This window comes from Arthrobacter sp. TS-15 (genome assembly GCF_006964045.1).
Classification (GTDB): Bacteria; Actinomycetota; Actinomycetes; order Actinomycetales; family Micrococcaceae; genus Arthrobacter.
This window is the reverse complement of sequence record NZ_SDXQ01000031.1, coordinates 62,699-86,712: the sequence shown is the minus strand read 5'-3', so window position 1 is coordinate 86,712 and position 24,014 is coordinate 62,699. Positions and strand designations below refer to the sequence as shown.

19 protein-coding genes are annotated in these 24,014 nt (G+C 62.0%); 5 read left to right on the top strand and 14 right to left on the bottom strand.

Annotated features, from left to right (window positions below; genetic code table 11):
• Positions 1-7: 7 nt before the first annotated feature.
• A complete protein-coding gene (locus tag EU811_RS12720) occupies positions 8-1,546 on the top strand; it encodes a glucose-6-phosphate dehydrogenase (RefSeq protein ID WP_142938763.1) in 1,539 nt (512 codons plus the stop codon).
• 89 nt (positions 1,547-1,635) lie between these two features.
• Here EU811_RS12720 and EU811_RS12715 read toward each other — a convergent pair whose 3' ends face one another.
• Together EU811_RS12715 and EU811_RS12710 are read right to left on the bottom strand one after the other, a co-directional pair.
• Positions 1,636-1,974 (bottom strand): P-II family nitrogen regulator, encoded by a 339-nt coding sequence (locus EU811_RS12715; RefSeq protein WP_011775128.1) that lies wholly within the window; start codon positions 1,972-1,974, stop codon positions 1,636-1,638.
• Complete coding sequence (locus EU811_RS12710) at positions 1,971-3,305, bottom strand: ammonium transporter (RefSeq protein ID WP_142938762.1); 1,335 nt, start codon at positions 3,303-3,305, stop codon at positions 1,971-1,973. The genes EU811_RS12715 and EU811_RS12710 overlap by 4 nt, the downstream gene beginning before the upstream one ends.
• Before the next feature lie 275 nt (positions 3,306-3,580).
• Here EU811_RS12710 and EU811_RS12705 point away from each other — a divergent pair, with 275 nt between their 5' ends.
• Positions 3,581-4,801: an MFS transporter gene (locus EU811_RS12705; protein ID WP_142938761.1), complete on the top strand. Its 1,221-nt coding sequence runs from the start codon at positions 3,581-3,583 to the stop codon at positions 4,799-4,801.
• A 77-nt stretch (positions 4,802-4,878) separates the two neighbouring features.
• On the opposite strand, the gene ftsY is transcribed toward EU811_RS12705, so the two are convergent.
• Entirely contained in the window at positions 4,879-6,084 is a 1,206-nt protein-coding gene (ftsY, locus tag EU811_RS12700; RefSeq protein WP_142938760.1) for a signal recognition particle-docking protein FtsY, read from the bottom strand.
• A gap of 20 nt (positions 6,085-6,104) precedes the next feature.
• Positions 6,105-9,683, bottom strand: coding sequence for a chromosome segregation protein SMC (smc, locus tag EU811_RS12695; RefSeq protein ID WP_187697166.1), 3,579 nt, complete (start codon positions 9,681-9,683; stop codon positions 6,105-6,107).
• A 349-nt stretch (positions 9,684-10,032) separates the two neighbouring features.
• Between smc and EU811_RS12690 the strand changes: the two genes are divergently transcribed.
• Positions 10,033-14,952 (top strand): DUF4082 domain-containing protein, encoded by a 4,920-nt coding sequence (locus EU811_RS12690; protein WP_142938758.1) that lies wholly within the window; start codon positions 10,033-10,035, stop codon positions 14,950-14,952.
• Positions 14,953-14,957: 5 nt separating this feature from the next.
• Here the strand turns inward: EU811_RS12690 and EU811_RS12685 are convergent, their stop codons facing one another.
• From EU811_RS12685 to coaD, 9 genes are all read right to left on the bottom strand, one after another.
• A complete protein-coding gene (locus EU811_RS12685; protein WP_142938757.1) occupies positions 14,958-15,986 on the bottom strand; it encodes a PD40 domain-containing protein in 1,029 nt (342 codons plus the stop codon).
• Entirely contained in the window at positions 15,983-17,206 is a 1,224-nt protein-coding gene (locus tag EU811_RS12680) for an MFS transporter (protein WP_142938909.1), read from the bottom strand. The genes EU811_RS12685 and EU811_RS12680 overlap by 4 nt, the downstream gene beginning before the upstream one ends.
• 80 nt (positions 17,207-17,286) lie before the next feature.
• Positions 17,287-18,018: a hypothetical protein gene (locus EU811_RS12675; RefSeq protein ID WP_142938756.1), complete on the bottom strand. Its 732-nt coding sequence runs from the start codon at positions 18,016-18,018 to the stop codon at positions 17,287-17,289.
• Complete coding sequence (locus EU811_RS23525; protein WP_160147638.1) at positions 18,015-18,152, bottom strand: hypothetical protein; 138 nt, start codon at positions 18,150-18,152, stop codon at positions 18,015-18,017. Before EU811_RS23525 ends, EU811_RS12675 begins: the two co-directional genes overlap by 4 nt.
• A 46-nt stretch (positions 18,153-18,198) precedes the next feature.
• On the bottom strand, positions 18,199-19,170 hold the full coding sequence (gene mutM / locus EU811_RS12670) for a bifunctional DNA-formamidopyrimidine glycosylase/DNA-(apurinic or apyrimidinic site) lyase (protein WP_142938755.1): 972 nt from the start codon (positions 19,168-19,170) through the stop codon (positions 18,199-18,201).
• A gap of 6 nt (positions 19,171-19,176) precedes the next feature.
• Positions 19,177-19,887, bottom strand: a complete 711-nt coding sequence (gene rnc, locus EU811_RS12665; RefSeq protein WP_142938754.1) for a ribonuclease III — start codon at positions 19,885-19,887, stop codon at positions 19,177-19,179.
• Between the two features lie 23 nt (positions 19,888-19,910).
• The gene (gene rpmF / locus EU811_RS12660; protein WP_011775139.1) at positions 19,911-20,114 is read right to left on the bottom strand and encodes a 50S ribosomal protein L32; all 204 of its coding nucleotides are present in this window, start codon (positions 20,112-20,114) and stop codon (positions 19,911-19,913) included.
• Positions 20,115-20,147: 33 nt separating this feature from the next.
• Complete coding sequence (locus tag EU811_RS12655; protein ID WP_142938753.1) at positions 20,148-20,675, bottom strand: YceD family protein; 528 nt, start codon at positions 20,673-20,675, stop codon at positions 20,148-20,150.
• 166 nt (positions 20,676-20,841) lie between these two features.
• Positions 20,842-21,342 carry a pantetheine-phosphate adenylyltransferase gene (gene coaD / locus EU811_RS12650; protein ID WP_142938752.1) on the bottom strand — a complete coding sequence of 167 codons (501 nt, stop codon included), beginning with the start codon at positions 21,340-21,342 and terminating at the stop codon, positions 20,842-20,844.
• A gap of 35 nt (positions 21,343-21,377) precedes the next feature.
• Between coaD and EU811_RS12645 the strand changes: the two genes are divergently transcribed.
• Both EU811_RS12645 and EU811_RS12640 read left to right on the top strand, forming a co-directional pair.
• Positions 21,378-22,643, top strand: coding sequence for an aminotransferase class I/II-fold pyridoxal phosphate-dependent enzyme (locus EU811_RS12645; protein ID WP_142938751.1), 1,266 nt, complete (start codon positions 21,378-21,380; stop codon positions 22,641-22,643).
• Positions 22,640-23,434, top strand: coding sequence for a spermidine synthase (locus tag EU811_RS12640; RefSeq protein ID WP_187697164.1), 795 nt, complete (start codon positions 22,640-22,642; stop codon positions 23,432-23,434). The genes EU811_RS12645 and EU811_RS12640 overlap by 4 nt, the downstream gene beginning before the upstream one ends.
• A gap of 12 nt (positions 23,435-23,446) precedes the next feature.
• On the opposite strand, the gene rsmD is transcribed toward EU811_RS12640, so the two are convergent.
• Positions 23,447-24,013 carry a 16S rRNA (guanine(966)-N(2))-methyltransferase RsmD gene (gene rsmD, locus EU811_RS12635; protein WP_187697158.1) on the bottom strand — a complete coding sequence of 189 codons (567 nt, stop codon included), beginning with the start codon at positions 24,011-24,013 and terminating at the stop codon, positions 23,447-23,449.
• Between the last annotated feature and the right edge of the window lies 1 nt (position 24,014).

Sequence of the window (24,014 nt, the reverse complement as noted above, 5' to 3'; positions counted from 1 at the left end):
TCTACGAATGGCGGCCAATGCGGCACGCCATAGTCCTGATCATTCTTGCCCCGGCAAACCTGCCTCAGCCAACAATTCTGTTTCGACTACGGGACTCGACTATCTAGGGTACCAAGTCGCACCTGCAAGATGGCATGCTGGCACAGTGACCAGCAAAACAACTGTAAAAACGTTGCTCATCCTCGGCGCGTCCGGGGACCTGACGGGCCGGCTGCTTCTGCCCGGCCTGGCCGGACTCCTGGCTACCGGCCGGGCGCCCGGCCTGCGATTGGTGGGGGCGGGTTCTGACCCCTGGTCCCCCGAACAGTGGCAGGAGCGGGTCAATGGCGCCTTCGCTGCGGCGTCAGCTACCGCCGATGCCGAGGGTCGCGCTGACGTGGCTGCTGTCGCCTCCAGCACTGAATACCATCAGGTGGATGTCACCGCCGACGGCCCCTTGGCGGACCTGCTCGCGCAGCCGGAGGGGCCCATTGCCATCTACTTCGCTCTGCCCCCGCACGTCAGCCAAAAGGCCTGCGAGGTCCTCCACCGGGATCAGCTACCCCCTGGAACGCGCCTGGTGATGGAAAAGCCATTTGGCTCGGGATCAGAATCTGCGCACGAGCTCAATAAAACACTTGCTGAGCTGGTTCCCGAGGACCACATCCACCGTGTGGACCACTTCCTGGGTAAAGCCACTGTACTGAACGTCCTGGGACTACGCTTCGCCAACAGGTTCCTGGAGCCCGTCTGGAACCGGGACCACATCGAAAAGGTGGAGGTCATTTTTGATGAGGACCTGGCACTGGAGGGCCGGGCCCGGTATTACGACACTGCCGGCGCCCTGCGGGACATGATCCAGAGCCATCTGCTGCACATCATGGCATTCCTGGCGATCGACGCCCCGGCCACCATAGAGGAACGGGACCTGCGTGACGCCGTGGCAACCGTCCTGCGGGCCAGCAGCATCAAAGCTCCGTACAGCGAATCCACTGGCCGCGCCCGCTACACGGCGGGAACACTCGGCGAACGGACAGTTCCGGATTACGCTGCCGAAGAGGGTGTAGACCCTTCCCGCAATACCGAAACCCTGGCCGAAGTCCGGGTGGAGATCGACAACTGGCGGTGGAAGGGTGTTCCCTTCATCCTTCGCTCGGGCAAGGCCCTGGGACGCCGACGCAAGGAAGCTGTGATCACCTTCCGCCCTGTCCCCCACCTTCCGAAGGGATTCTCAGGCGTGGACTCCCCCAACCAGCTGCGGATCGGTTTCGGACCCGACGTGCTGGAATTCGACATCGACGTCAACGGACCCGGCGACATTTTCACGCTGGACCGGGCTAGTCTGGTGGCGCAGCTCAGCGCAGCCGGAATGCTCCCTTACGGTGAGGTGCTGGAAGGCATCCTGAACGGCGACCCCTTGCTGTCTGTTCGAGGCGACACCGCGGAGGACTGCTGGCGGATCATCGAGCCGGTCCTCCGTGCCTGGGAGGCAGGCGACGTCCCGCTGGACGAGTACGACGCCGGCAGCGCGGGGCCGGCGAACTGGCCCACCGGCGTCGTGGACTAAAGACTGATGGCACATCCAAGACAGCGTTAACAGCACAAGCGGGCCGGGTACCTTGACTGGTACCCGGCCCGCTTTGCTGCGTCAGGGACTTAGATTGCGGCTGCGCCGCGCTCCCCGGTCCTGACCCTGACTGCTTCGTAAACATCCACGGTCCACACCTTGCCGTCACCGGCGCGGCCTGTGTTTGAGCTGGCGATGAGGACATCCAGGATGTCATCTGCCTGCTCATCCGTGGCAAGGACCTCGATGCGGATCTTCGGCAACAAATCCACGTTGTACTCGGCTCCCCGGTACACCTCGGTGTAGCCGCGCTGACGGCCGTAGCCGCTTGCCGCGCTGACCGTCAGGCCCTGGACCCCGTATGATTCGAGGCCTTCCCGGACTGCTTCAAGCTTTTCGGGACGGACGATCGCTGTGATGAGCTTCATGCCTGGACACTCTCCTTGCCTTCTGCGGGGGTCTTGGCGTCTGCTGCCGTGTCTGCCTTACCTGTCATTGCATTGTGCAACGGCTGGAAGCTGCCACCGTGGCCATTGACTCCGAACTCGTAGGCCGTCTCAGCGTGGAGGCTGAGGTCCACGCCAACGTTTTCCTGCTCAGTGGAGACACGGAAGCCCATGGTCTTGTGGATGGCGAAGGCAATGATGGCCGTCATGATGGCCGAGAAGGCAATCGCAATACCGGCTGCTGCGAGCTGTGCCCACATCTGTGCCATGCCGCCGCCGTAGAAGAGGCCACCACCCACGCCGTCAGTGGACTTGGCGATGAAGCCAAGGGCCACGGTGCCGATGATGCCGGAAACGAGGTGGACGCCTACAACGTCCAGGGAGTCATCGAAGCCCCAACGGAACTTCAGGCCGACTGCCAGGGCGGAAGCAACACCGGCAACTACACCCAGGCCGAGGGCGCCAATGGGGTCCACGTTTGCGCAGGCCGGGGTGATAGCTACCAGGCCGGCAACCACACCGGATGCCGCGCCGAGCGACGTCGGGTGGCCGTCACGGATGCGTTCGGTGATGAGCCAGCCGATCATGGCTGCTGCAGGGGCCGCCAGGGTATTGATCCAAATCAGGCCCGCTTGTTCAGCGGTGGTAGCTGCGCCGCCATTGAAACCGAACCAGCCGAACCAGAGGATTGCAGCACCGAGCATCACGAACGGGATGTTGTGCGGGCGGTGGTTCGGGTCCTTACCGAAGCCGCGGCGGTTGCCGATGATGAGTACCAGGACAAGTGCCGCTACACCTGCGTTGATGTGAACTACGGTGCCGCCGGCAAAGTCAATGGCCGGGCCGAGGGCCTTGCCGATCGCACCTTCGGGACCGAACAACCCGCCACCCCAGACCATGTAGGCCAGCGGGCAGTAAACCAGGGTGACCCATACAGGGACAAAGATGCTCCAGGCGCCGAACTTGGCGCGGTCAGCAATCGCGCCGCTGATAAGGGCTACCGTGATGATGGCAAAGGTTGCCGCGTAACCAATCTTGATCATGGCGTCGGGTGTGGTTTCCACCCCGGCAAGACCGAAGGCAGCAAAGGGGTTACCCACAATCTGCATGAAGCCTTCGCCGGAGCTCATCGAAGCACCCCAGAGCACCCAGACGACGCCCACAATGCCGATGGAGATGAAGCTCATCATCATCATGTTCAGGGCTGCCTTGGCGCGTGTCATGCCGCCGTAGAAAAATGCCAGACCAGGTGTCATGAACAGCACAAGCGCCGCCGCCACCATGACCCATACGTGACCTGCGGTAAGTTCCATGGTGCACGTTCCTCTCTTGCTAGATCTGCGGTTCAACCGCTGTCCTGACGCCGTTTGCGTCCTGCTTAAGAGTTTTGTGCCGCCGTGTTTCACCTGCGCAGGTTTTACATTGCGGGCTCGTTACAACAACCTCCCCAACGTAAATGGTGCATATCCCCGGTGTTACGGATATGTTTCAGGCGTCGGACTTCACCGGAAAAATCCGGTTTGGCACCACATGCACCTCATTTGCCCCAGAAATACCACCGTGAATCCCACCGAAGGACCAGCACCGTATGACCGAGTCGCCCAGATCCGTCAAAGCCCAAAGGATCAGGCCGGACAAGACTCCCCTTCCGCGCGACATCAAAGTGATGTTGGCCGCGGCGTTCCTCATTGCCTTGGGCTTTGGCCTGGTGGCCCCGGTTCTTCCGCAATTCGCCACAACGTTCGACGTCGGCGCTACGGCTGCCGCGGTGATCGTCAGCATCTTCGCCTTCATGCGGCTGGTCTTCGCCCCCGCTGGCGGTGCACTGATAGGCCGGTTCGGCGAGCGGAACGTTTACGTCAGCGGTTTGCTGATCGTGGCAGTGTCCACGGCGGCTTGCGCCTTTGCCCAGGACTATTGGCAACTGTTGATCTTCCGTGGGCTAGGCGGGGCCGGCTCAGTGATGTTTACCGTGGCCGCCATGGGACTGCTCATCCGGCTCGCGCCACCCGAGCGGCGGGGACGGGTGTCCGGTGCTTACGCCTCAGCTTTCCTGATTGGAAGCGTCCTGGGGCCGGTAGTGGGCGGCTTGCTGGCAGGCTTTGGCCTCCGCGTGCCCTTCCTTGCCTACGCGGGAGCGTTGTTGGTAGCTGCCTTGGTGGTACGCACCATGCTTAGCGGGGAAGGCAACACGGCCGAGGACACCGCGCCTGCCCCGGCAATGACCGTGAAGGAAGCACTGGCGGACTCCGCGTACCGTGCCGCCATTTTCTCGAGTTTTGGCAACGGCTGGGTGACGTTCGGCGTCCGAATGGCCACCATCCCGCTGTTCGCCGTTGCGGTCCTGCAGTCCGCGCCGGAGACCGCCGCTTGGGCCCTGGCCATCTTTGCCGTGGGCAACGCCCTTGCCCTGACGTTCAGTGGACGGCTCGCGGACGCTTGGGGGCGAAAGCCGCTGCTGATTCCCGGCCTGCTCATCACGGGCGCAGCCACCGGCGTGATCGGACTCACCACGGATCTCACCGGATTCCTCATCGCCTCAGCAGTGGCGGGTTTCGGTTCCGGTTTGCTGGGCCCGGCACAGCAGGCTGCTGTCGCTGATGTCATCGGCCGCGGACGCTCGGGAGGGAAAGTACTGGCCATCTTCCAAATGGCCGCTGACACGGGTGCGATCGTCGGTCCGATCGTGGCCGGGCTCCTCGCTGACCGCCTCGGCTACGGATGGGCGTTCGGCATCACCGGAGGCGTGCTCCTCCTTACGGCGGCGGCATGGCTGCCGGCGCGCGAACCCCTTAAACCCAAAAACTGACCGGCTGCACGTGTTGATCCGAGTCCTCGGAACAACACGTGCGCCAGTCAGTCGGGAGCGGCGCTGAAACAGGGGTGCTAGTTGAGCAGTGCGTCCACGAAGCTTTCGGCGTCGAACGGTGCAAGATCGTCCGGGCCTTCGCCCAAACCAATGAGCTTCACGGGAACTCCCAGAGACTTCTGGATAGCCACCACGATGCCGCCCTTGGCCGTTCCGTCCAGCTTGGTCAAAACGATGCCGGTGATGTTCACTACCTCCGCAAAGACGCGTGCCTGATTGAGTCCGTTCTGTCCGGTGGTGGCGTCCAGGACCAACAGAACCTCGTCCACTTCTGCCAGTTTCTCAATGACCCGCTTGACCTTGCCGAGCTCATCCATGAGTCCGGTTTTGTTCTGCAGGCGTCCTGCGGTGTCAACCATGACCACATCGACCTCCTGATCGATGCCGGCCTTCACCGCTTCGTAAGCCACCGACGCGGGGTCGGCGCCGTCGATGTCGGACTTGACGGTGGGCACACCCACGCGCTGTCCCCAGGTGGCCAACTGCTCGGCAGCAGCAGCACGGAAAGTATCTGCGGCGCCCAACAGGACATCTTTGTCTTCAGCCACCAGCACACGCGCCAGCTTGCCCACGGTGGTGGTCTTACCAACGCCGTTCACGCCTACAACAAGCACGACGGCGGGGCGGTCGCCCTTGCGCTCGACATTCAAGGAACGGTCCATGCCTGGATCAACCAGTTTGATCAGTTCTTCACGGAGCATCGCCTTGACGTCTTCGGGGCTGCGGGTGCCCAGAACCTTGACGCGCTCACGCAGGGCGTCGACCAACTGCATGGTGGGTTCGGTTCCAAGATCGGCCAGCAGGAGGGTCTCTTCTACCTCGTCCCACACGTTCTCGTCGATCTTGTCGCCGGACAACAGTGCGAGGAGGCCCTTGCCCAGGATGTTGTTGGACTTGATCAACCTGGCACGAAGACGGGTCAGGCGACCCTCCACCGGCGCCGGTGTATCGATGGCGATGGTCTCTAGCCCGGCGGCGTCATCCGGGACGTCTGTATCCGCAACGGTTCCGTCGAAGGTCGGGGCCGGAGCCTTTACCGCATCCGGGCGGTCCTCCACAAGGGTTCCGCCGCCTGCTGCCGATGACTGGACGGGATCGTTCGCGTCACGTGTTCCGGGGTACTTTGCGCCGGTCTTCCGGGCTTTCATCAGTACCGGCACGAGTCCGCCGACCACTACGAGCGCAGCGAGAATGGACAGAATTATGGGTAGGAAATCGTTCACTCCCCTACCTTCTCATAAAGCTATGCCCCGGCACCGAGCCTCTGGCTGATCACGGTTGAGACGCCGTCGCCCCTCATCGTCACTCCGTAGAGCGCGTCTGCCACTTCCATGGTGCGCTTCTGGTGGGTGATCACAATCAGCTGGCTGGACTCACGCAGTTCCTCAAAGATGGTGATGAGTCGGCCCAGGTTGGTATCGTCCAACGCCGCCTCTACCTCGTCCATGACATAGAAGGGCGAGGGGCGGGCTTTGAAGATGGCCACCAACAGCGCCACTGCCGTCAGTGAGCGCTCCCCGCCAGAGAGCAGAGAAAGCCTCTTGATTTTCTTGCCCGCCGGACGCGCCTCCACTTCAATCCCGGTATTAAGCATGTCGTCGGGGTCCGTGAGAACCAACCTGCCCTCACCGCCGGGAAAAAGCCTGGCAAAGACGTGGTCGAACTGGGCTGACGTGTCAGCAAAAGCCTCGGTAAACACCTGCTGGACACGGTTGTCCACCTCTTTGATGATGTCCAACAGGTCCTTGCGGCTGGATTTGAGGTCCTCCAGCTGCGAGCTCAGGAACTGGTGCCGTTCTTCCAGGGCGGCGAACTCTTCCAACGCCAACGGGTTCACTTTGCCAAGGGCCCCGAGCTCACGCTCGGCTTTCTTCAGCCTTTTCTCCTGCTCTGCCCGGACGAACGGAATCCCCTCAATGATGGCGTCACCGTTTTCGTCAACAGGCGCCCGGAGTTCGGCCCACTTATCTGTAGCCGATCCGGGAGGCAGGGGCACCATTTTATCCGGACCATAATCGGCAATGAGTTGTTCGGCTGAGAGTCCCAGCTCTTCAATGGACCGGCTTTCCAAAGCCTCGATACGGAGCCGCTGCTGCGTCCGGGCCATCTCATCCCGGTGTACCGAGTCCGTTAGCTCGGCAAGCTCCCGCGCCAAGGCGTCGTTGCCCGAGCGAACCTCAGCGAGTTCCTTCTCCAACTCATCCCGCTTTTGCTCGGCAAGGTCGCGATCGTAGTCGGCCAGGTCAACTGAAACGTCGATGAACCTGAGGGTCTGCTCCACAGCGGACGCGACCGCCGCCGCACGCTGCGCCTGCGCGCGTCGGCGTTGCGCGCGCCGGGTGGCCTCCTCACGGGCACGCCGTTCGGTAGCCGCGGCGCGCTCAAGCGATGCCGCCCGGTTGCTGATGGCTCCCAACTGCTCCTCGGATGTCCGGAGGGCAAGCCGGGCTTCGGTTTCCAATGCCCGGGCAGTCCTGGCCTGGACAGCGAGTTCATCCCGCTGTTCCGTGGATGGTTCCTCGTCAGGTGCTTCCTGGGCCGCAGCGAGGCGTTCCACGGCGACTTCAAGGTCAAGTTGGGCTTCTGCGATGTTGGCTTCGGCCTTGGCCATGGACGTGGCGAGCCGTTCGCTTTCGCCCACAGCGCTGCGAAGAACGGAGTTGAGATGACCCAGGCGCTCAGCAACAGCGGCAAGGCGGGCATCCGATTCATGCAACCGCTCCAAAGCGGCGTCCGCGCGGTCCTGCGCTTCGGCACGGCGGGTTTGAGCGGCGGCCAAGGCGAAGCGTCCACGTTCCAGACGGGCCGTGACCTCCTGGAGCCGGGCAACGGCGTCGTCCACTGCCGCCTGAACTTCCAGCAGCGACGGCGCGGTGGCAGATCCTCCTGTGATGGTCAGGGAGGTAAAAACGTCACCCTCGCGGGTCACCGCCCTGAGGTGTGGATTATCTGCGATGAGAGCTGCCGCCACCGCAACGTCATCAACGACGGCGGTACGGACCAGGAGCCCGAGCGCGCCTTGGGCAACAGGATCAGCGATCTTCACCACGTCGGCAGCCCAACGGCAGCCGGCGGGAAGCTCGAGGTTGGTGCCGGGATCTTCACCGGGGGAAGTACTTCCGGGAAGAAGCAGTGATGCCCGCCCCGCGTCGTTATCCTTCAGCAGGCGGATGGCTGCCAGGGCGCTGTCGGTGTCGGCAACCGCCAAGGCGTCCGAGGCACTGCCCAAGGCGGCAGCTATGGCGGCCTCGTATCCCGGCTCGATGGATACCAGCGCCGCCAACGGTCCAAGAACGCCCTCAGCCGTCAGAAGACTTCCCGACCCGTCCTTGCGGTTGAGCCCGAGTTGAAGGGCATCGCGTCGTGCCGTCAGGGCGTCCCGCTCGCGGACAGCTTCCCGCTCGGAAGCTTTCAGTTCCTCGATCTCCGCGAGGACTGCATCCAGGACCTCGTTGGCATTCTCGTAGTCAGCGTCGAGGCTCTCTTCGCCATCTTCAACGCCAGCCACTTGCGTTTCGAGGGCAGTGAACTCGCTCTGCGCCTTGCGGCGCCGTTCGTCACCTGCAGCGAGGGATTCCCTGAGGCGACCACGTTCGGCCTCGGCAGCTTCGGCACGGGACCTGGCCGCGGCCACCTGGCCTGCCAGTCTGGCCAGCCCCTCCCTGCGGTCGGCGGCCGCCCTCAACATGGCTGTTAGGCGCTTGTCCTCCGCAGCTGCGAGCGCCTCGGCCGAGTCCTTTGCAACCGTTGCCTCAAGAAGAGCCGCCTGCTTGGCGAGGATGTCGTGTTCGAGGGCAGTCTGTTCCTCACGGACCCGGGCAGCCTGGCGCTCGAGTTGTTCGGGGTCACGTCCGGTGTCCGGTGAGGCCTCCGCGGAACCCAGGAGTCTTCTGCGTTCGCTGGCCAAGGATCCGAGTGAGCGGAGTCGTTCCCGGTTGGCCGAAAGCTGGTACCACTGCTCCCGTGCGGCATTGAGTCGCGGCGTGGCTTCGGCGGCTTGCTGCTCCAATCCCGCTTGGCGGCGCCGACCCGTCCCAAGCCCTGCCTCAACCACCCGGCGGCGCTCTTTGAGGGCGGCTTCGTCTGCAACGTCCTTTTCAAGGGTGGTTGTCAGTTGGACAAGGTCGTCCGCCAAAAGCCGGGCGCGGGCATCCCGGACGTCGAACTGGACTGTTTGGGCGCGGCGGGCTATCTCCGCCTGTTTGCCCAACGGAGTCAATTGCCGACGTATTTCTGCCGTGAGGTCACCGAGCCGTGCGAGATTGGCCTGCATGGCTTCGAGCTTGCGGACCGTCTTTTCCTTGCGGCGGCGGTGCTTGAGGATTCCCGCTGCTTCCTCGATGAAGCCCCGGCGGTCCTCGGGGGTGGCATGGAGTACGCGGTCCAGCTGGCCTTGTCCCACGATCACGTGCATTTCACGGCCCAAGCCGGAATCGGAGAGAAGTTCCTGAATGTCCAACAGCCTGCACGGGGCGCCGTTGATGGCGTACTCGGACCCACCGGTACGGAACAGAGTGCGGGAGATAGTGACTTCGCTGTACTCGATGGGGAGCGCGTTGTCTGCGTTGTCAATGGTCAGGGCGACGTGGGCCCGGCCCAACGGTGGGCGGCCAGAAGTACCTGCGAAAATGACGTCTTCCATCTTGCCACCCCGGAGGGTTTTGGCGCCCTGCTCTCCCATGACCCAGGCCAAGGCATCCACCACATTGGATTTGCCCGATCCGTTGGGCCCGACGACGGCGGTGACGCCAGGTTCAAAGTCGAAGGTCGTGGCCGACGCAAACGACTTGAATCCTCGGACAGTCAAACTTTTCAAGTGCAAGGTGCTTCGGTTCTCCTGGGTGGCCCGGGTGTCTGTATCCACTAAATCTACTGCGGTTTGTGCGAAATATGCTGATCTGCAAGCGGAAGCTCTTGCGGGCGGCATGCCACGCCCCTACACTCCTGCCAAGGGTTACTTGGCGGATTCGTTCCTGTGATCCGGCTTTTGCTTGAACTTCGGTTCGGTTATTGCTGGATCCGGTCCCGATCTACGGAACAATCATCGGTGCCAACCTTGGGTTTCATAACTGAAGATCTTGGCTTGACCCTGGCTGGGGAGCGGCAAAGCAGGGGCTGCGCTTAATTGCGTGGCCTGTCTTGGCAATTGGCGTACCACTCCAGGAGTTCTCATGCCCGGTCGTTCAGCTACCCGATCACAGCGAGTCTTCAGGGGATTTCTTGTTCCCTTGGTGATTGGCATGACGGCGGCCCTGCTGCCCCTTACCGCACCCGTAGCCGTAGCCGCTGGACCGTGTGATCCTGTGGTCAACCCCGTGGTCTGTGAGAACTCCAAGCCCGGGAGCCCTCCGTCCGAGTGGGACATTGAGGTTCCGGGCGACGACAGCTTACAAGGCTTCTCGACCGAGATGAGCGTCAACGCCGGCCAGCCAATACGCTTCAAGGTGGATACCGACGCACCCACCTACACCATCGGGATTTACCGTACCGGCTGGTATGGCGGCAACGGCGCCCGCAAGATCGCGAATGTAACTCCATCTGTTTTTCGGCAGAATCAACCCCAATGTCGAACAGATTTGGCCACCGAGCTTTACGATTGCGGCAATTGGGCGGTGTCTGCAACGTGGCAGGTACCGGCGACGGCCGTCTCGGGCGTCTATGTGGCGCTGCTGACCAGACCCGACACGGGCGGTCAAAGTCACATAACTTTCGTTGTCCGTTCTGACTCGAGCCGCTCGGATGTTGTGTTCCAGACGTCGGATACGACGTGGCAGGCATACAACACCTATGGCGGCTCCGATTTTTACCAAGGCGGCGAGAACGGCAGGGCCTTCAAAATCAGCTACAACCGTCCAATGGCCAGCCGCGGTGTTAATGCCGGCAGAGACTTTTACTTTTCCAATGAATACCCGATGGTCCGGTTCCTGGAACAAAACGGTTACGACGTGAGCTACATCAGCGGCCTTGATACGGACCGCAGCGGTTCTTTACTGCTGAACCACAAAGTCTTCCTCTCTGTGGGGCACGACGAATATTGGTCTGGCGCCCAACGGGCCAACGTCGCAGCGGCCCGCGATGCGGGCGTTAACCTGCAGTTCCTGTCAGGCAACGAGATGTATTGGAAGACCCGGTTCGAACCCTCCATAGTGGACGGTGCTGCAGGGCGCACACTGACGTCATATAAAGAGACCTGGTCCAACGGCAAGATCGACCCCAGCCCGCAATGGACAGGTACCTGGCGAGATCCTCGCTTCGCATCACAAGCCAACGGCGGCGGACTACCGGAGAACGGGCTGACCGGAACCCTTTACATGTCCAATTTCTCCGACCTACCCGTGACGGTTAGCTCCGAGGAAGGAAAGACCCGGTTGTGGCGTAATACCGCCCTGGCGTCATTACCCGCCGGCTCGTCGGCTGCCTTGGCTCCACACACAGTGGGCTACGAGTCCAACGAAGACATCGACAACGGGTTCCGCCCGTCCGGCCTCATCCGGCTTTCCACAACGGTGGGGAACGTTCCCGAATACCTGCAGGATTATGGGAACACGGTGAAGTCCGGTACCACGACTCATAATGTGACGCTGTATCGTGCTTCGAGCGGCGCCTTGGTCTTCTCGGCCGGCAGCGTGCAATGGACTTGGGGTCTGGACCAGGAGCATGACGGCAACGGTGCGGCAGCGGATCCCCGGATGCGGCAAGCCCAAATCAATCTCTTTGCGGATATGGGTGTGCAGCCTGCGACGCGTGCGGCAGGCCTTGTGGCCGCAGCCCCGAGCAGCGATCGGACAGGGCCTACGGTTGCTGTTACCGCACCGGCCAACGGCGCCACAATCCCCCACGGGTCCAAGGTCACCGTCGCTGGCACAGCGGCCGACAGCGGCGGTGTGGTAGCCGGCGTCGAGGTTTCCACGGACGCCGGCACCACGTGGCACCCTGCCGTGGGTAAACAGAACTGGACCTACAGCTACATACAGCAGGGCCTGGCGAATGCCACCATCCAAGTCCGGGCAGTAGACGATAGCGCCAACATCGGAACTCCGACCACGCGCAACCTCGTACTTAGCGGACCGTATAGCGTGTTTGGCCAGACAGTTCCCGCCATTCAGGACTCCGGCGACGGTGGCGCGTATGAGATGGGGCTGCGCTTCACTCCCACTGTTGACGGCTTCATCACCGGCGTGCGCTTCTACAAGAGCGCGGCCAACACAGGAACACATACAGGTTCGCTCTGGAGCTCTTCCGGCGAGCGCCTGGCCACGGCCACCTTTACCAACGAGTCAGCCAGCGGCTGGCAGACCACGCTGTTCAGCCACCCCGTGGCCGTCGCGGCCGGGCAGAAGTACACAGTCTCGTATTGGGCACCACGGGGGCACTATGCCATAAAGGACTTCCAGTGGGCGAGCTTTGGGTCCACCGCTGCTCCACTAACCGTGGCCGGTGGCTTCGGAGCTGAACCAGCAGGCGTCTACAGCACGTCGCAGAGCTTCCCGACTGCCAGTTACAACGGGGGCAACTACTTCGCGGACGCCATCTTCAGCACCGTGGACAACTCTCCTTTGACGGTGTCCGGGCACTCTCCGATCCCGTCGTCGTCCAGCGTTGCGATTGCCACGAAGGTCAGTGCAGTGTTCTCCAAGCCCGTTACCCCTGCAAGCGTACAGTTGACGTTGCGGTCGGCCGCCGGCCCTGTGGCCGGGACCACCGCATACGATGCTGCGACCCGCCGCGCCACTTTCACTCCTAGCTCGCAGTTGGCGTTTAGTACGCAGTACACGGCGACGATCGCCGGTACTGACGCTGTAGGCGGACAAGTCGTATCCGGCGGCACTTGGACGTTTACCACAGCGGCCACCCTGCCTGTCCCCGGTTCCTGCCCCTGTAGTTTCTACGATGACAGCGTCACTCCGGGGATTGCCGAGATTCGCGATGGCGTGCCGCTGACGTTGGGTGTTCGGTTCTCGAGCGTTTCGGCAGGCGAGGTCACAGGCATCCGCTTCTACAAGTCGGCCGGCAACACCGGCACTCACACGGGCGCCCTTTACACGGCCAGCGGACAGCAATTGGCAACGGTGACCTTCGCCAACGAGAGCAGCTCCGGATGGCAGACTGCCATGTTCAGCCAGCCGGTCCAGATCACGGCCAACACGCAGTACATTGTGTCCTACAAGACACCTACAGGCACGTATTCCGCCACCGCAAACGGTTTCGGCCCGGGCATGAGCGTTGGGCCGCTTCGGGCAGATGCCGACGCAGGTGCTTACTCGTACAGCGGGGACTTTCCCAATTCGCGGTCGAGCGCCAGCTACCTGGTTGACGTCATCGTCATGATTCCAGCGCCGCCATTCACAGTTGGTTCTCATTCACCCCTGCCTGGTTCCTCAAGTGTTCCGTTGGATAAGGCTGTGTCAGCCGTGTTGTCGGAGGCCGCAGTGCCGTCGAGCGTCACGCTGTCCTTGAAGAACAGCAACGGGGTTGCGGTAGCGGGGACCACCACGTACGACCAGGCAACACGGAAGGTTACTTTCGCTCCTACTGCGCCCCTTGCAGCAGCTATGTCCTACACGGCCACACTCACCGCCACGGCAGTGTCCGGGCAACCGATGTCATCCGGTGGTTCGTGGACTTTCACTACCGTTCCCCCGCCACGAACCCCGGGAGTATGCCCCTGCACCTTGTACGAGGACACGGTAGCGCCTACCACCGCCGAAGTGGACGATGGCATGGCTTTGACATTGGGCGTGCGCTTCGCCAGTGATACCGCCGGTCAGATCACGGCCATCCGTTTCTATAAGTCGGGCGGGAACACCGGGACGCATACCGGATCCCTCTATACCGCGGCGGGGCAATTGTTGGCATCAGTGACCTTTACCAACGAAACATCAAGCGGCTGGCAGACTGCGTCCTTCAGTCAGCCAGTATCTATCCAGGCTGACACAGAATACGTAGCTGCCTACAAGTCACCGAACGGCAAGTATTCCTACACCGACGGAGGGTTTGGCGCCGGCTTCACCAGCGGTCCGCTCCGCACAGCGCCTGACTCCGGAATGTATTCATATACAAACAACTTCCCAGGCGACCGTTCGTTTGCAAGCTACTTGGTGGATCTCGTGTTCAGTGTCACGTCTGCTCAGCTAACGGTCTCAGAGCAGGTTCCAGGACCGGGCGCGTCCGGGATTCCCGTGGACGTCAAGCCGTCAATAACGTTCTCGTCCTCCATCAACCCCGGCGCTTCGTTCACGTTGACCGCGAACGGCGCGTCCGTCGCAGGGACGGCTGCGTTGTCTGCCGATACCCGGACCATCACCTTCACGCCGACGGCTGTCCTTCCAACCAACACTGCGATATCCGCAAGCGTCTCAGGTGTGGCAACGCCACAAGGGCAGAGCCTGCCCCCGAGCACCTGGCAATTCACCACGGCCGCCCCAGCGATGCAACAAAGCACGATCTTTGGATCGTTGCTTCCACAGGTAGCCGCAAACTCTGACTTCCTGTCCGTGGAATTGGGTACAGCCTTTACGGTGTCCCAAGCCGGGAACGTGACGGGAATCCGCTTCTACAAGGGAGCTGGAAACACTGGAACCCACGTTGGCTCGCTGTGGAACTCGGCAGGCACCCGTCTGGCGCAAGTGACCTTCACCAACGAGACGGCCACGGGCTGGCAAACCGCCACCTTGGCCACACCAGTGGCACTGGCGACCGGCCAAACCTACGTGGTGTCCTACCGGGCACCGAATGGCCGTTACTCTTCGACGCAGGGCTTCTTCAACCAGACCTGGACAAGTGGGGTCTTCACCGCCACCGGTCCGAACAACGGCCGGTACCGGTACGGCTCGGGAGGCGCCATGCCCACTAACTCGTGGAACGCCACGAACTACTTTGTGGACGTGGTGTACTCCACCACTGCGCCGGCCCAGCAGCAGTTGGCCGCGCCAGCTCCGTCGTCTACAGCCACCCCCACAGTGACACCGGCACCGACCCCCACGGCGACTGCGACAGGCACAGCGACGCCAACTCCTAGTCCGTCACCGAGCCCGACACCCAGTCCCACGCAATCAGGCGGGCTACTCTGCGGGCTGTTGCGGGTCTGCTGACGGCGTTAGCGAACAACGCCCGGGGACCACGCATGGGCGATGAACAAACTGGGCTGGGAGCCGGGTCCGGTTCCCAGCTTCCAGATGTTGCTGTCTCCGTCGGTGGTTTCGTCAGCCAAACCATAAAGAAGGTTCTGGTTATCCAGCCACTCGATCTGGTCATCAACGCTGCGCTTCTCTGAGAGCTCGGTTTCCTGTCCCGTGGCCAGCTCCAGCACAGCGACGTTCCAGTGCGGCGCCAGCGCCCCGCCGTCGTTCTTCTTGTACGCAATTCGTGTACCGTCAGGGGAAATGGACGGACACTCCACGTTGTCGTGAATAGCTGTCAAGGTCCTGTCGGACATGCTCCCCCGCACCAGCCAGATGCGTCCGGAAGAAGCGGCAGTGGCGTAGAAGACATCACCCTGGCCTGGAGCGAACGTCACACCCCATATGTTCCTGTCCGTGGCAAGAACCCGCTCACCATTGACCATCAAGGCGAAGTCCTCGAGGTTTCCTGAGGTGCCGTCCGGGAAGCTGATCTCTGTGGCGGTCGAAAACCCCGCGGCGGCATAGGAATGGCCGGAGACGAATACCGTGGTGGCGATCATGGACCCATCAGGACTGATGCGGGTCCTGCTGGGAATTCCCGGGACCGGCCATGAGCGCTGTTGCTGCCAGTTGCGGTCCAGGACCTCAGCTTCAAACGCTGTTACCAGGCCCCGGTTTGTTCTCAGGCACACCACTTTCTCCGGTGTTCCGTAAACACGATCGCACTCATGCTCACTCACGGCCCGGGGACCGTCAGGAGCCGACAGCGGGACTGTAGCTGCTTTGCCGTATCCCTGGCCCGACGCTGTATTCCGAAAAAGGATAAACGGGCCTGCCGGAAGAGGCTGGCCTGCCGTGACGCCTACTGATGAAGCGGCAGTTCGGCTCTCTTCAAAACGCTGGTACGCGCCCACAGCATAAATACCGGCCGCCACCAGGACCAGTGCCGTGACAGCAAGGAGTGCGCCCCACCGCAACTTACTTTGAGCCAGCGCGCCACTCATGCCCCGTCACTCACGTCCCCTGCCGGTGCCACCCGGGCGCCACGCAGGATGAAAGCCACAGCCACCACAGCGCAAGCGAGCAAACCGGCCGCTGCCACCATGGCCGTTGGAGCACCTACTGCGTACCACAGGACACCAAAACCTGCCGATGCCGTCATCCGGGTGAGGGCCACCACCGTCTGTGCGGATGCGATGCCCATGGCAAGCTTTCCCGGGGGCGTCAGTTGGCTCGCCAAGGCCGCCAGAACTCCGTCCGTGGCCGCGTAGAACGCCCCCAGAAGGACCAGACAGCCAATGGTTGCCCAGAGCCCTCCGAAAGGTGCTGCCGCCAGGAGATACGTTGCCAGCAATGCAAGGTGCCCACCCACGAACACCGGAATTTTCCCAACCCTGTCCGCGAGCCTGCCCAACGGAACGGCGAACGCCAGGAACACCACGTTGGTGCCTACGAACAACAGGGGAAACCACTGTACGGCAAAAGAATCCCGAGCCTGCAGGACGAGGTAGATGAAGCCGTCACCAATGGTGACCAAACCCAGGAGGCCAGCAGCAACCAGCAGCTTGCCCAGCCCCGGCTCCTTCAGGTGGCTCCAGGAAAAAGCGAACAAACGCCGCTCCCCGCGGTCCTCCGTGCCTTGGAGGCCACGTGCTTTGATATCCGGCACCACCAGAGCCAGGACGGCGACACCAATCACCGCGAAAGCCAGAGACACCACAAACACCGTACTGAAACCGTTGGGAATCATCAGCAACACAAAGAAGGCGATCAACGGACCGGTTGCAGCGCCAATGTTGTCCAGCATCCTGTGAACGCCAAAGGATCGCGCCAGATGTTCAGGCTGTGCAGACACGGAAATCAGAGCGTCCCGCGGGGCTGTGCGAATGCCCTTGCCGATCCTGTCACCGGTGACTATCGCAGCGATCGCCCAGAAACCGCCGGCGAAGAGGAAACCGATCCTGGCGAGCATGGATAAGCCGTAGCCGGCCAAGGCGATTCGTTTGGGGTGGCCGCTGCGGTCGGCGGCCCAGCCGGCTGCGATCCTGACAATCGCGCTGGCTCCTTGGTTGATGCCGTCGATGAGGCCGAAGGCAATGGTGGACAGACCCAGGAATCCGGTCACGTACAACGGGAGGATCGCGGTGACCGATTCCGAGGAAACATCGGTCACCATGCTCACAATGCCCAGCCAGAGGATGACCGGGGACAAACGGAACGGCACTTCACTTGTTAGTGCCGTTCGTCCTCCCTCCGGTTTGTCCCGCTTGCCTCGGTCCGAGAGTGAAATGTACATCGCAGCTCCTAGTCCGCCGCCGTGCGCAGGCTGCCCAAAAGTTGGAAACGGGAGTTGCCTGTACCTGTCGTCGTCACTGACACCGTGACCGTATCCGTGCCACGAACGAACCGTTCGGCCATCGCCCCCTCCGCCGCCGGCGCCGCCTCGAACCAGAATCCATGAGCCACCAAGGACTGGCGGAAGTTCGCCAGAACCTCCGCCTGTGGCTTGCCGATGACGCCATCCGCGGCAACCTGGACGACATCACCGGAGGTCGAGACTGACGTGGAGCCGATTGTTGTACCTTCGGGCAAGGTCAGGACGCCGGCCGGCCAACCGTCCACCACTTCACCGGCCGCACTTCCCGGCTGGGGCAAGGAGCCGGTAATCAACGGCGCGGGGGCGGAAGGTTCGGGCAAGCCGGTGGGGGTGGTCGTGACCGGCGGCAGGACCTCAAGCGGCTTAGCCGTGGAAGGGCCGCCCTCGCTGCTGGTACCTTCGGTGCTGTTGTCGCTGCTGCTGCCGCCGCTGCCTTCAGTGCCCGACGCCGGGCTGCCGGACTGGGCGGGCTCCCCGGCACCACCTGGGGTCGGGGTCCCTGAAGCGGTGGCGTTGGAGCCTGGGGTTGGGGCCGAAGACGATGTGCTTTGGGCGGCCGTCGGCCCGGGCTTCGCTGCCATCTGATCCAAAATGATGGCTACGGCGGCGATCAGCACAGCAAGGCAAATACCCGCAATGACCAGCCGCCGCGCCATCATGGCATGTCCGGGGTGACGGGCTGGGCAACAGGTTGATGGGCCGTTTCGGAAAACACTGCGGGTAGAACTGACGCCACCCGCATTGTGGTGGCGTTGACGTTTGCGATGGCGATTCGAAGCGCCAAGCTGTTCATGGGGACAGTCTGCCATTGCCGCCCCGATTCGGGAACAGTTTTGGCCCTACCAACGTCCATTTCGCGGCCGCGGCTGGCACACCGGGCAGGTGTAGGAGGAACGGTTCATGAACTGTTCCCGCTTCATGATGCTACGCAAACCTGTTGCCTCGCAGCGGCTGCACAGTTCACCAGCACGGCCGTAGGCATTGAGGGAACGGGCAAAGTAGCCTGAGTCGCCGTTGACGTTGACGTAAAGAGAGTCGAAGCTTGTTCCTCCTGCGTCAAGGGCGGCGTTCATGACGTCCTTCACAGCTTCAATCAGCCGCTCCGCGTCCGCCCTGCGAAGTGTGTCCGTTGCCCTTGCGTAATGGAGGCGGGCACGCCATAAGGCTTCGTCCGCATAAATATTGCCGATGCCGGAAATCACCGATTGGTCCAACAGCGCGCGCTTCAGGCCAGTCTTACGGCCTCTAACCTTTCGGTAGAAGGTATCGAAGGAGAAGAAGGGGTCCAACGGGTCCCTGGCAATGTGGGACGCTTCCTCGGCGATCTCGGGCAGCGGCGTTTCGCCCAGACCACCGGGACCGCCGTCGAGCGTTGGCACCAAGGACGTCACAAAGAGGCCGCCGAAAATGCGCTGGTCAACGAACCGCAGTTGTTCAGGCATGCCGTCAGCGCTGCTTAGCCTGATTCGGACTTTGAGGTGCTTTTCGTCCGCAACGTCCGGGTCCTGCATGAGGAGTTGGCCGCTCATTCCCAGATGGGCCATGAGCGCTACCTTGGGGAGGTCTTCCCGGTTGATTTCAGTGCTGGGATCCGGCGACTCCGACATGGCAAGTGGCATCCAGAGGAACTTCCCACGGCGCACAACGTCGAGAACGGTGGCGTGTTCAAGATTACCGATGAAGTCTTCGGTACCAAGGGTGTGCCGGCGGATGGAGCGTGTATCCAGCACGTCAACACCGGTGATGGTACGTCCACGCACCCAACGGGCCAAGCCGCGTCGGACTACCTCTACTTCGGGAAGTTCAGGCATGTGGGTTTATGACGTAGCGGGACCGGCGGAGGTGGGGTCCAAAGCAGTCAGAGCACGCCAGGCATCAGCGGCTGCCTCCTGCTCTGCTTCCTTTTTGGAATGGCCCGATCCCCGGCCGTAGGGCGTACCGCCAATATTAAGCACTGCCTCGAAGGTCCGGGCGTGATCCGGCCCCGAGCCTTCCACGGCATAGTGGATGGCGCCCAATTGCCTGCTCGCCGTAAGCTCCTGGATGCTCGTCTTCCAGTCGGTTCCTGCGCCAAGCGCACCGGCGTCCTTGAGGAGCGGGCCCACCAGGCGCATGACCAATTGCCGTGCGGTCTCGATGTCGTTCGAGAGGTACGTGGCACCGATCAGGGCCTCCATGGTGTCAGCCAGGATGGAGGCCTTGTTCTTGCCGTCGGTCAGCTTTTCGCCCTGCCCGAGGTAGATGAACTCGCCGACGCCGATCTCCCGGCCAATACCGGCCAACGCCCGGGTACTGACGACGGCGGAACGCCGCTTGGCGAGCTCACCTTCAGGCAGTGAGGGGTTCTCACGATAAAGAGAATCGGTGACCGAGAATCCCAGGATGGAGTCGCCAAGGAACTCAAGGCGCTCGTTGGTGGGAATCCCGCCGTTCTCATACGCATATGAGCGATGTGTCAGAGCAAGACGAAGCGTCTCGGTGTCAATCGAGACACCGAGACGCTTCAGAAGCTCTTCAGTTGAAGACATCCTTAGTCAGCCTGTACGGCAGATTAGGCGTCTGCGACCTTGCGGCCCTTGTATTCAAGGAACAGCGCGGTGCCGGCAGAGTCAGTAACGACCTTTGCCTGGTGCGGCAGGCTGTAAGTAACCTGACCGTTTTCGATGGTCTTGACCAAGTTGGGGGCAGTTGCCTTCCACTGGGCACGGCGGGCGCGTGTATTTGCGCGAGACATTTTCCGCTTGGGAACAGCCACGGCTATCTCATTTCTCTCTTAGACGAACACTTACTAATCGGTTTGCCGGTCAGTCTTAGCCAGATCAGCTAGGGCAGCCCAGCGAGGGTCAATGACCTCGTGGTGGTGCCCCGGCTCGTCTTCCAGGCGCGCTCCGCATTCGGAACACAGGCCCTGGCAGTCTTCCCGGCACACCGGCTGGAACGGCAGCATTGTGACTACTGCGTCCCGCAACACCGGCTCAAGATCGATCAGATCGTACTCGACTCGACGTTGCTCTTCATCGTCTTCCTCTTCTGAAAGCTCAGCACCTTCATAGAAGAAAAGTTCTTGCACATTGACCTCAAGGTCATACGCAAGGGGATCCAGGCATCGACCGCATTCGCCGGTTACTTCGACGACTACGGTTCCGGATACCAGAATTCCTTCGTGTACGGCCTCGAGACGAAGATCCAGCTCGACATCCGAGCCTTCCTTTACGCCAATGAGCGCCACACCAAGGTCACTCGGCGCAGGTACATGCTCGTTGAGTGTCCGCATGGTCCCTGGACTACGTCCAAGGTCCTTGACTACCAGCGCCAAGGGCGAACTTGCATCTCGCTTAATGAGAACTCCTGTAGAACATATGACCGACGTACCATCTTAGCCTGATCACGCTTGAGGACTCAAACCGGCCCCGGGCACAGGTAAATGCGCAAGGGTTTCAGCTTGGGGAACTCCGCGCTAAGGCGCAAGGTACCCGTCAAGCCTACCCCTTACGAGACTGTTCCGCTGGCGGCTCGCCTGCCAGAAGCCTTTTCAGGACAGATTTAGGGACGAAATCGGAGATGTCACCGCCAAGCACATTGATTTCCTTAATCAAAGTGGAGGAAAGGTGCAGGTAATGCGCTTCAGCAGGCAGGAAGACCGTTTCGACGCCAGTCAGCTGGCGGTTCATGGTGGCCATGGGAAGCTCGTAATCGAAATCCGAGGATGACCGCAGACCCTTGACGATGGCTGAAACACCCCGGTGACGGCAGTACTCAGCCAAGAGCCCTTCGCCCATGGGCTCAACGATGATGCCCCGCAACGAAGCCAGCGTTTCACGGGCCATCTCCATGCGGTCCTCAAGGCTAAACCTGTACTTCTTGGCGTAATTCGTTGACACGGCCACGATGACTTCGTCAAACAGGCCGGCGGCCCGGGCAATGACTTCGAGATGTCCGTTGTGGATGGGGTCAAAGGATCCAGGGCATACCGCGCGTCTCATGAGACGAACCTACCCCATGACTTTGCCGGGATACCATGGCTGACATGGCATCCGCAGGCAGTAGCCCCTCCCTAGATATGAGCGCCGGCACCCCCGGAGGCACCCGACCGGCACCGTGGCAGCGTGCCGCCACAGGCGCCAACCTGCTCGCCCCGGGAGGACATCTGGGAGTGACAATCTTCGAGGAAATGACCACCTTGGCACTGTCCACCGGTGCCATCAACCTCGGCCAGGGCTTTCCCGACGAAGACGGCCCGGCGGAGATCAAGGCCGCGGCGAGGTCAGCGATCGCAACCGGCGTCAACCAGTACGCGCCCGGCAAAGGCGTTCCCGCCCTCAGGGAAGCCCTCACCTCACACCAGCAACGCTTCTACGGGTTGGAGCCGGATCCGGACACTGAAGTCCTGGTCACAACGGGCGCAACGGAAGCCATCGCAGCTACCCTGCTGGCTTTCATCCAGCCCGGCGACGAAGTCCTGACCTTCGAACCCTTCTACGACTCTTACGGGGCCATCATTGGCATGGCCGGAGGCCGGCATGTCACAGCCCCCTTGCTCGCCCCGGATTTTCTTCCCGACCTCAACGTCTTGGAAGAATCCTTCAGCAGCCGCACAAGAATCGTCCTTCTGAACAATCCGCACAACCCCACAGGTGCCGTCTTCCCGGAGCCCGTCCTAGCGCGGATCGTGGAACTGGCCGAAAAGTACGATGCCATGATCGTCAGCGACGAAGTTTACGAGCACCTCACCTTCGGCCTGGCGCACCTGCCCATCACATCACTGCCCGGCGCCGCAGAACGCACCATCACCATTTCTTCTGCCGGTAAGACCTTCTCATTCACCGGCTGGAAAATTGGCTGGCTCACCGGGCCGGAGCATCTGGTGGCCGCCGTTCGCACCGTCAAGCAATTCCTGACCTATAGCTCAGGCACACCCTTCCAGGGCGCCATCGCCCTGGGCCTCGCCCTTCCCGACGAGTTCTATACAGGCATCGCTGCCACCCTCCGCCAAAAGCGCGACATCCTCGCCGAGGGCCTGCGCGCTGCCGGATTCGGTGTGTACAACCCGAGCGGCACGTACTTCATCAACGTCGATACAGCACCCCTGGGCATCCACGACTCGGTCGACCTCGCAAGGCGCCTGCCCGGGCTCATTGGAGTGGCAGCCATTCCGGTTCCGGTGTTTTGCCACCCGGCAGGAGCCGAACGCACGCGCAGCCTGCTGAGATTCGCCTTCTGCAAGAAGACCGATGTCCTCGAGCAAGCCGCCGAACGGCTCGCCACCTTGAAGGACAGGCTCTGAACGCCGCAGGCTCCGGCCAGCACCAGGCCACGCGCTTCCTCCGAACTACAGGACAGCACGCCACGATCGAAGCCGACACCCTGGTTGCGGGCGGGTTCATCCTGAGCATCGGCGGCGCCGAGCAATCACATGTGAACCTGGCCGATCCCTCAGAGATCTTCTACGAATACCTGCGCAGGATCGGGCATGTGGTGGACCTGGCGGCCGAGCCCGGACAACCCATCAACGCCCTCCATCTTGGTGCCGGTGCCCTTACCTTGGCGCGCTATATCCAAGCCACCCGCCCCGGCTCGGAACAATACGCCGTGGAGCTTGAGCGCGAACTTCTGGACTTCGTGCTTCAGAAGCTGCCCATGCCTGACGGCACCATCCTCACCACGCACATCGGCGACGCCCGAGACTCCCTGGGTGAGCTTCCCGCCCAAGTGGGGTTCGACGTCGTGATTCTCGATATTTTCTCCGGACCGGAAGCCCCTGCCCACATCGCCTGCAGGGAATTCTACGAAGAAGCAGCGGCGCGGCTGCGGCCCGACGGCGTGTTGATCGTCAACGTGGGCGACGAACCTGCGCTGACTCTGGTACGCAGCCAAGTGAGCGCACTGCGCCAAGCCATGGCTGATGTTGCAGCCTTCGCTGAAACAGGAATGTTTGCCGGCCGCTACCCCGGCAACATCATCCTGGTGGGCACCCGCAAGCAGTGGTCTCCGGAATGGACAGCACAGCTACTGGCCCGCGGCCCCCACCCCGCCACCGTCCTCACGGGCGTGGAGCTGGACAAGATTACTGCCTAGCGCCCGCGAGCGTTAGGCAGGCTCAGCGAACCACAGTTTGGTCTCCCCGTACTTCTTGTCGGCAAAACACTCCAAACCCTGGGGCCAGAGCGGTTCCGGGCTCCGCGAACTCCGTTCCACCACTACAACGGCACCGTCTTCCATATGCGGCGCCAGTTTCTCCAGCACAGCACTCAGCGCCACCTCATCCAAAGGGTACGGCGGGTCAAGAAAGACCAGATCCCACCTGTCTGCATCGCTTGCCCGCTCCAGGAATGACTCCACCTTGGATCGGTGCACTGAGACCGCCCTGCTGCGCAGCAGCTGGTTCACCAAGTCCGCATTACGCTGGCAGACATCGCTGGCCTTGGCATCGAACTCCACCAGATCCACGCTCCGGGCGCCTCGGCTGGCACTTTCAATACCCAAGGCTCCAGAACCGGCATAAAGGTCCAGAACCCGGGCGTCGTCAATGACGGCCAAGGATTCCAGACGGGAAAACAAAGCCTCCTTGACCCTGTCCGTGGTTGGTCGCGTGGCAGTCCCAGGGACGCTGGTCAGCGGGTTTCCACCCCCAACGCCGGCAATAATGCGGCTCACC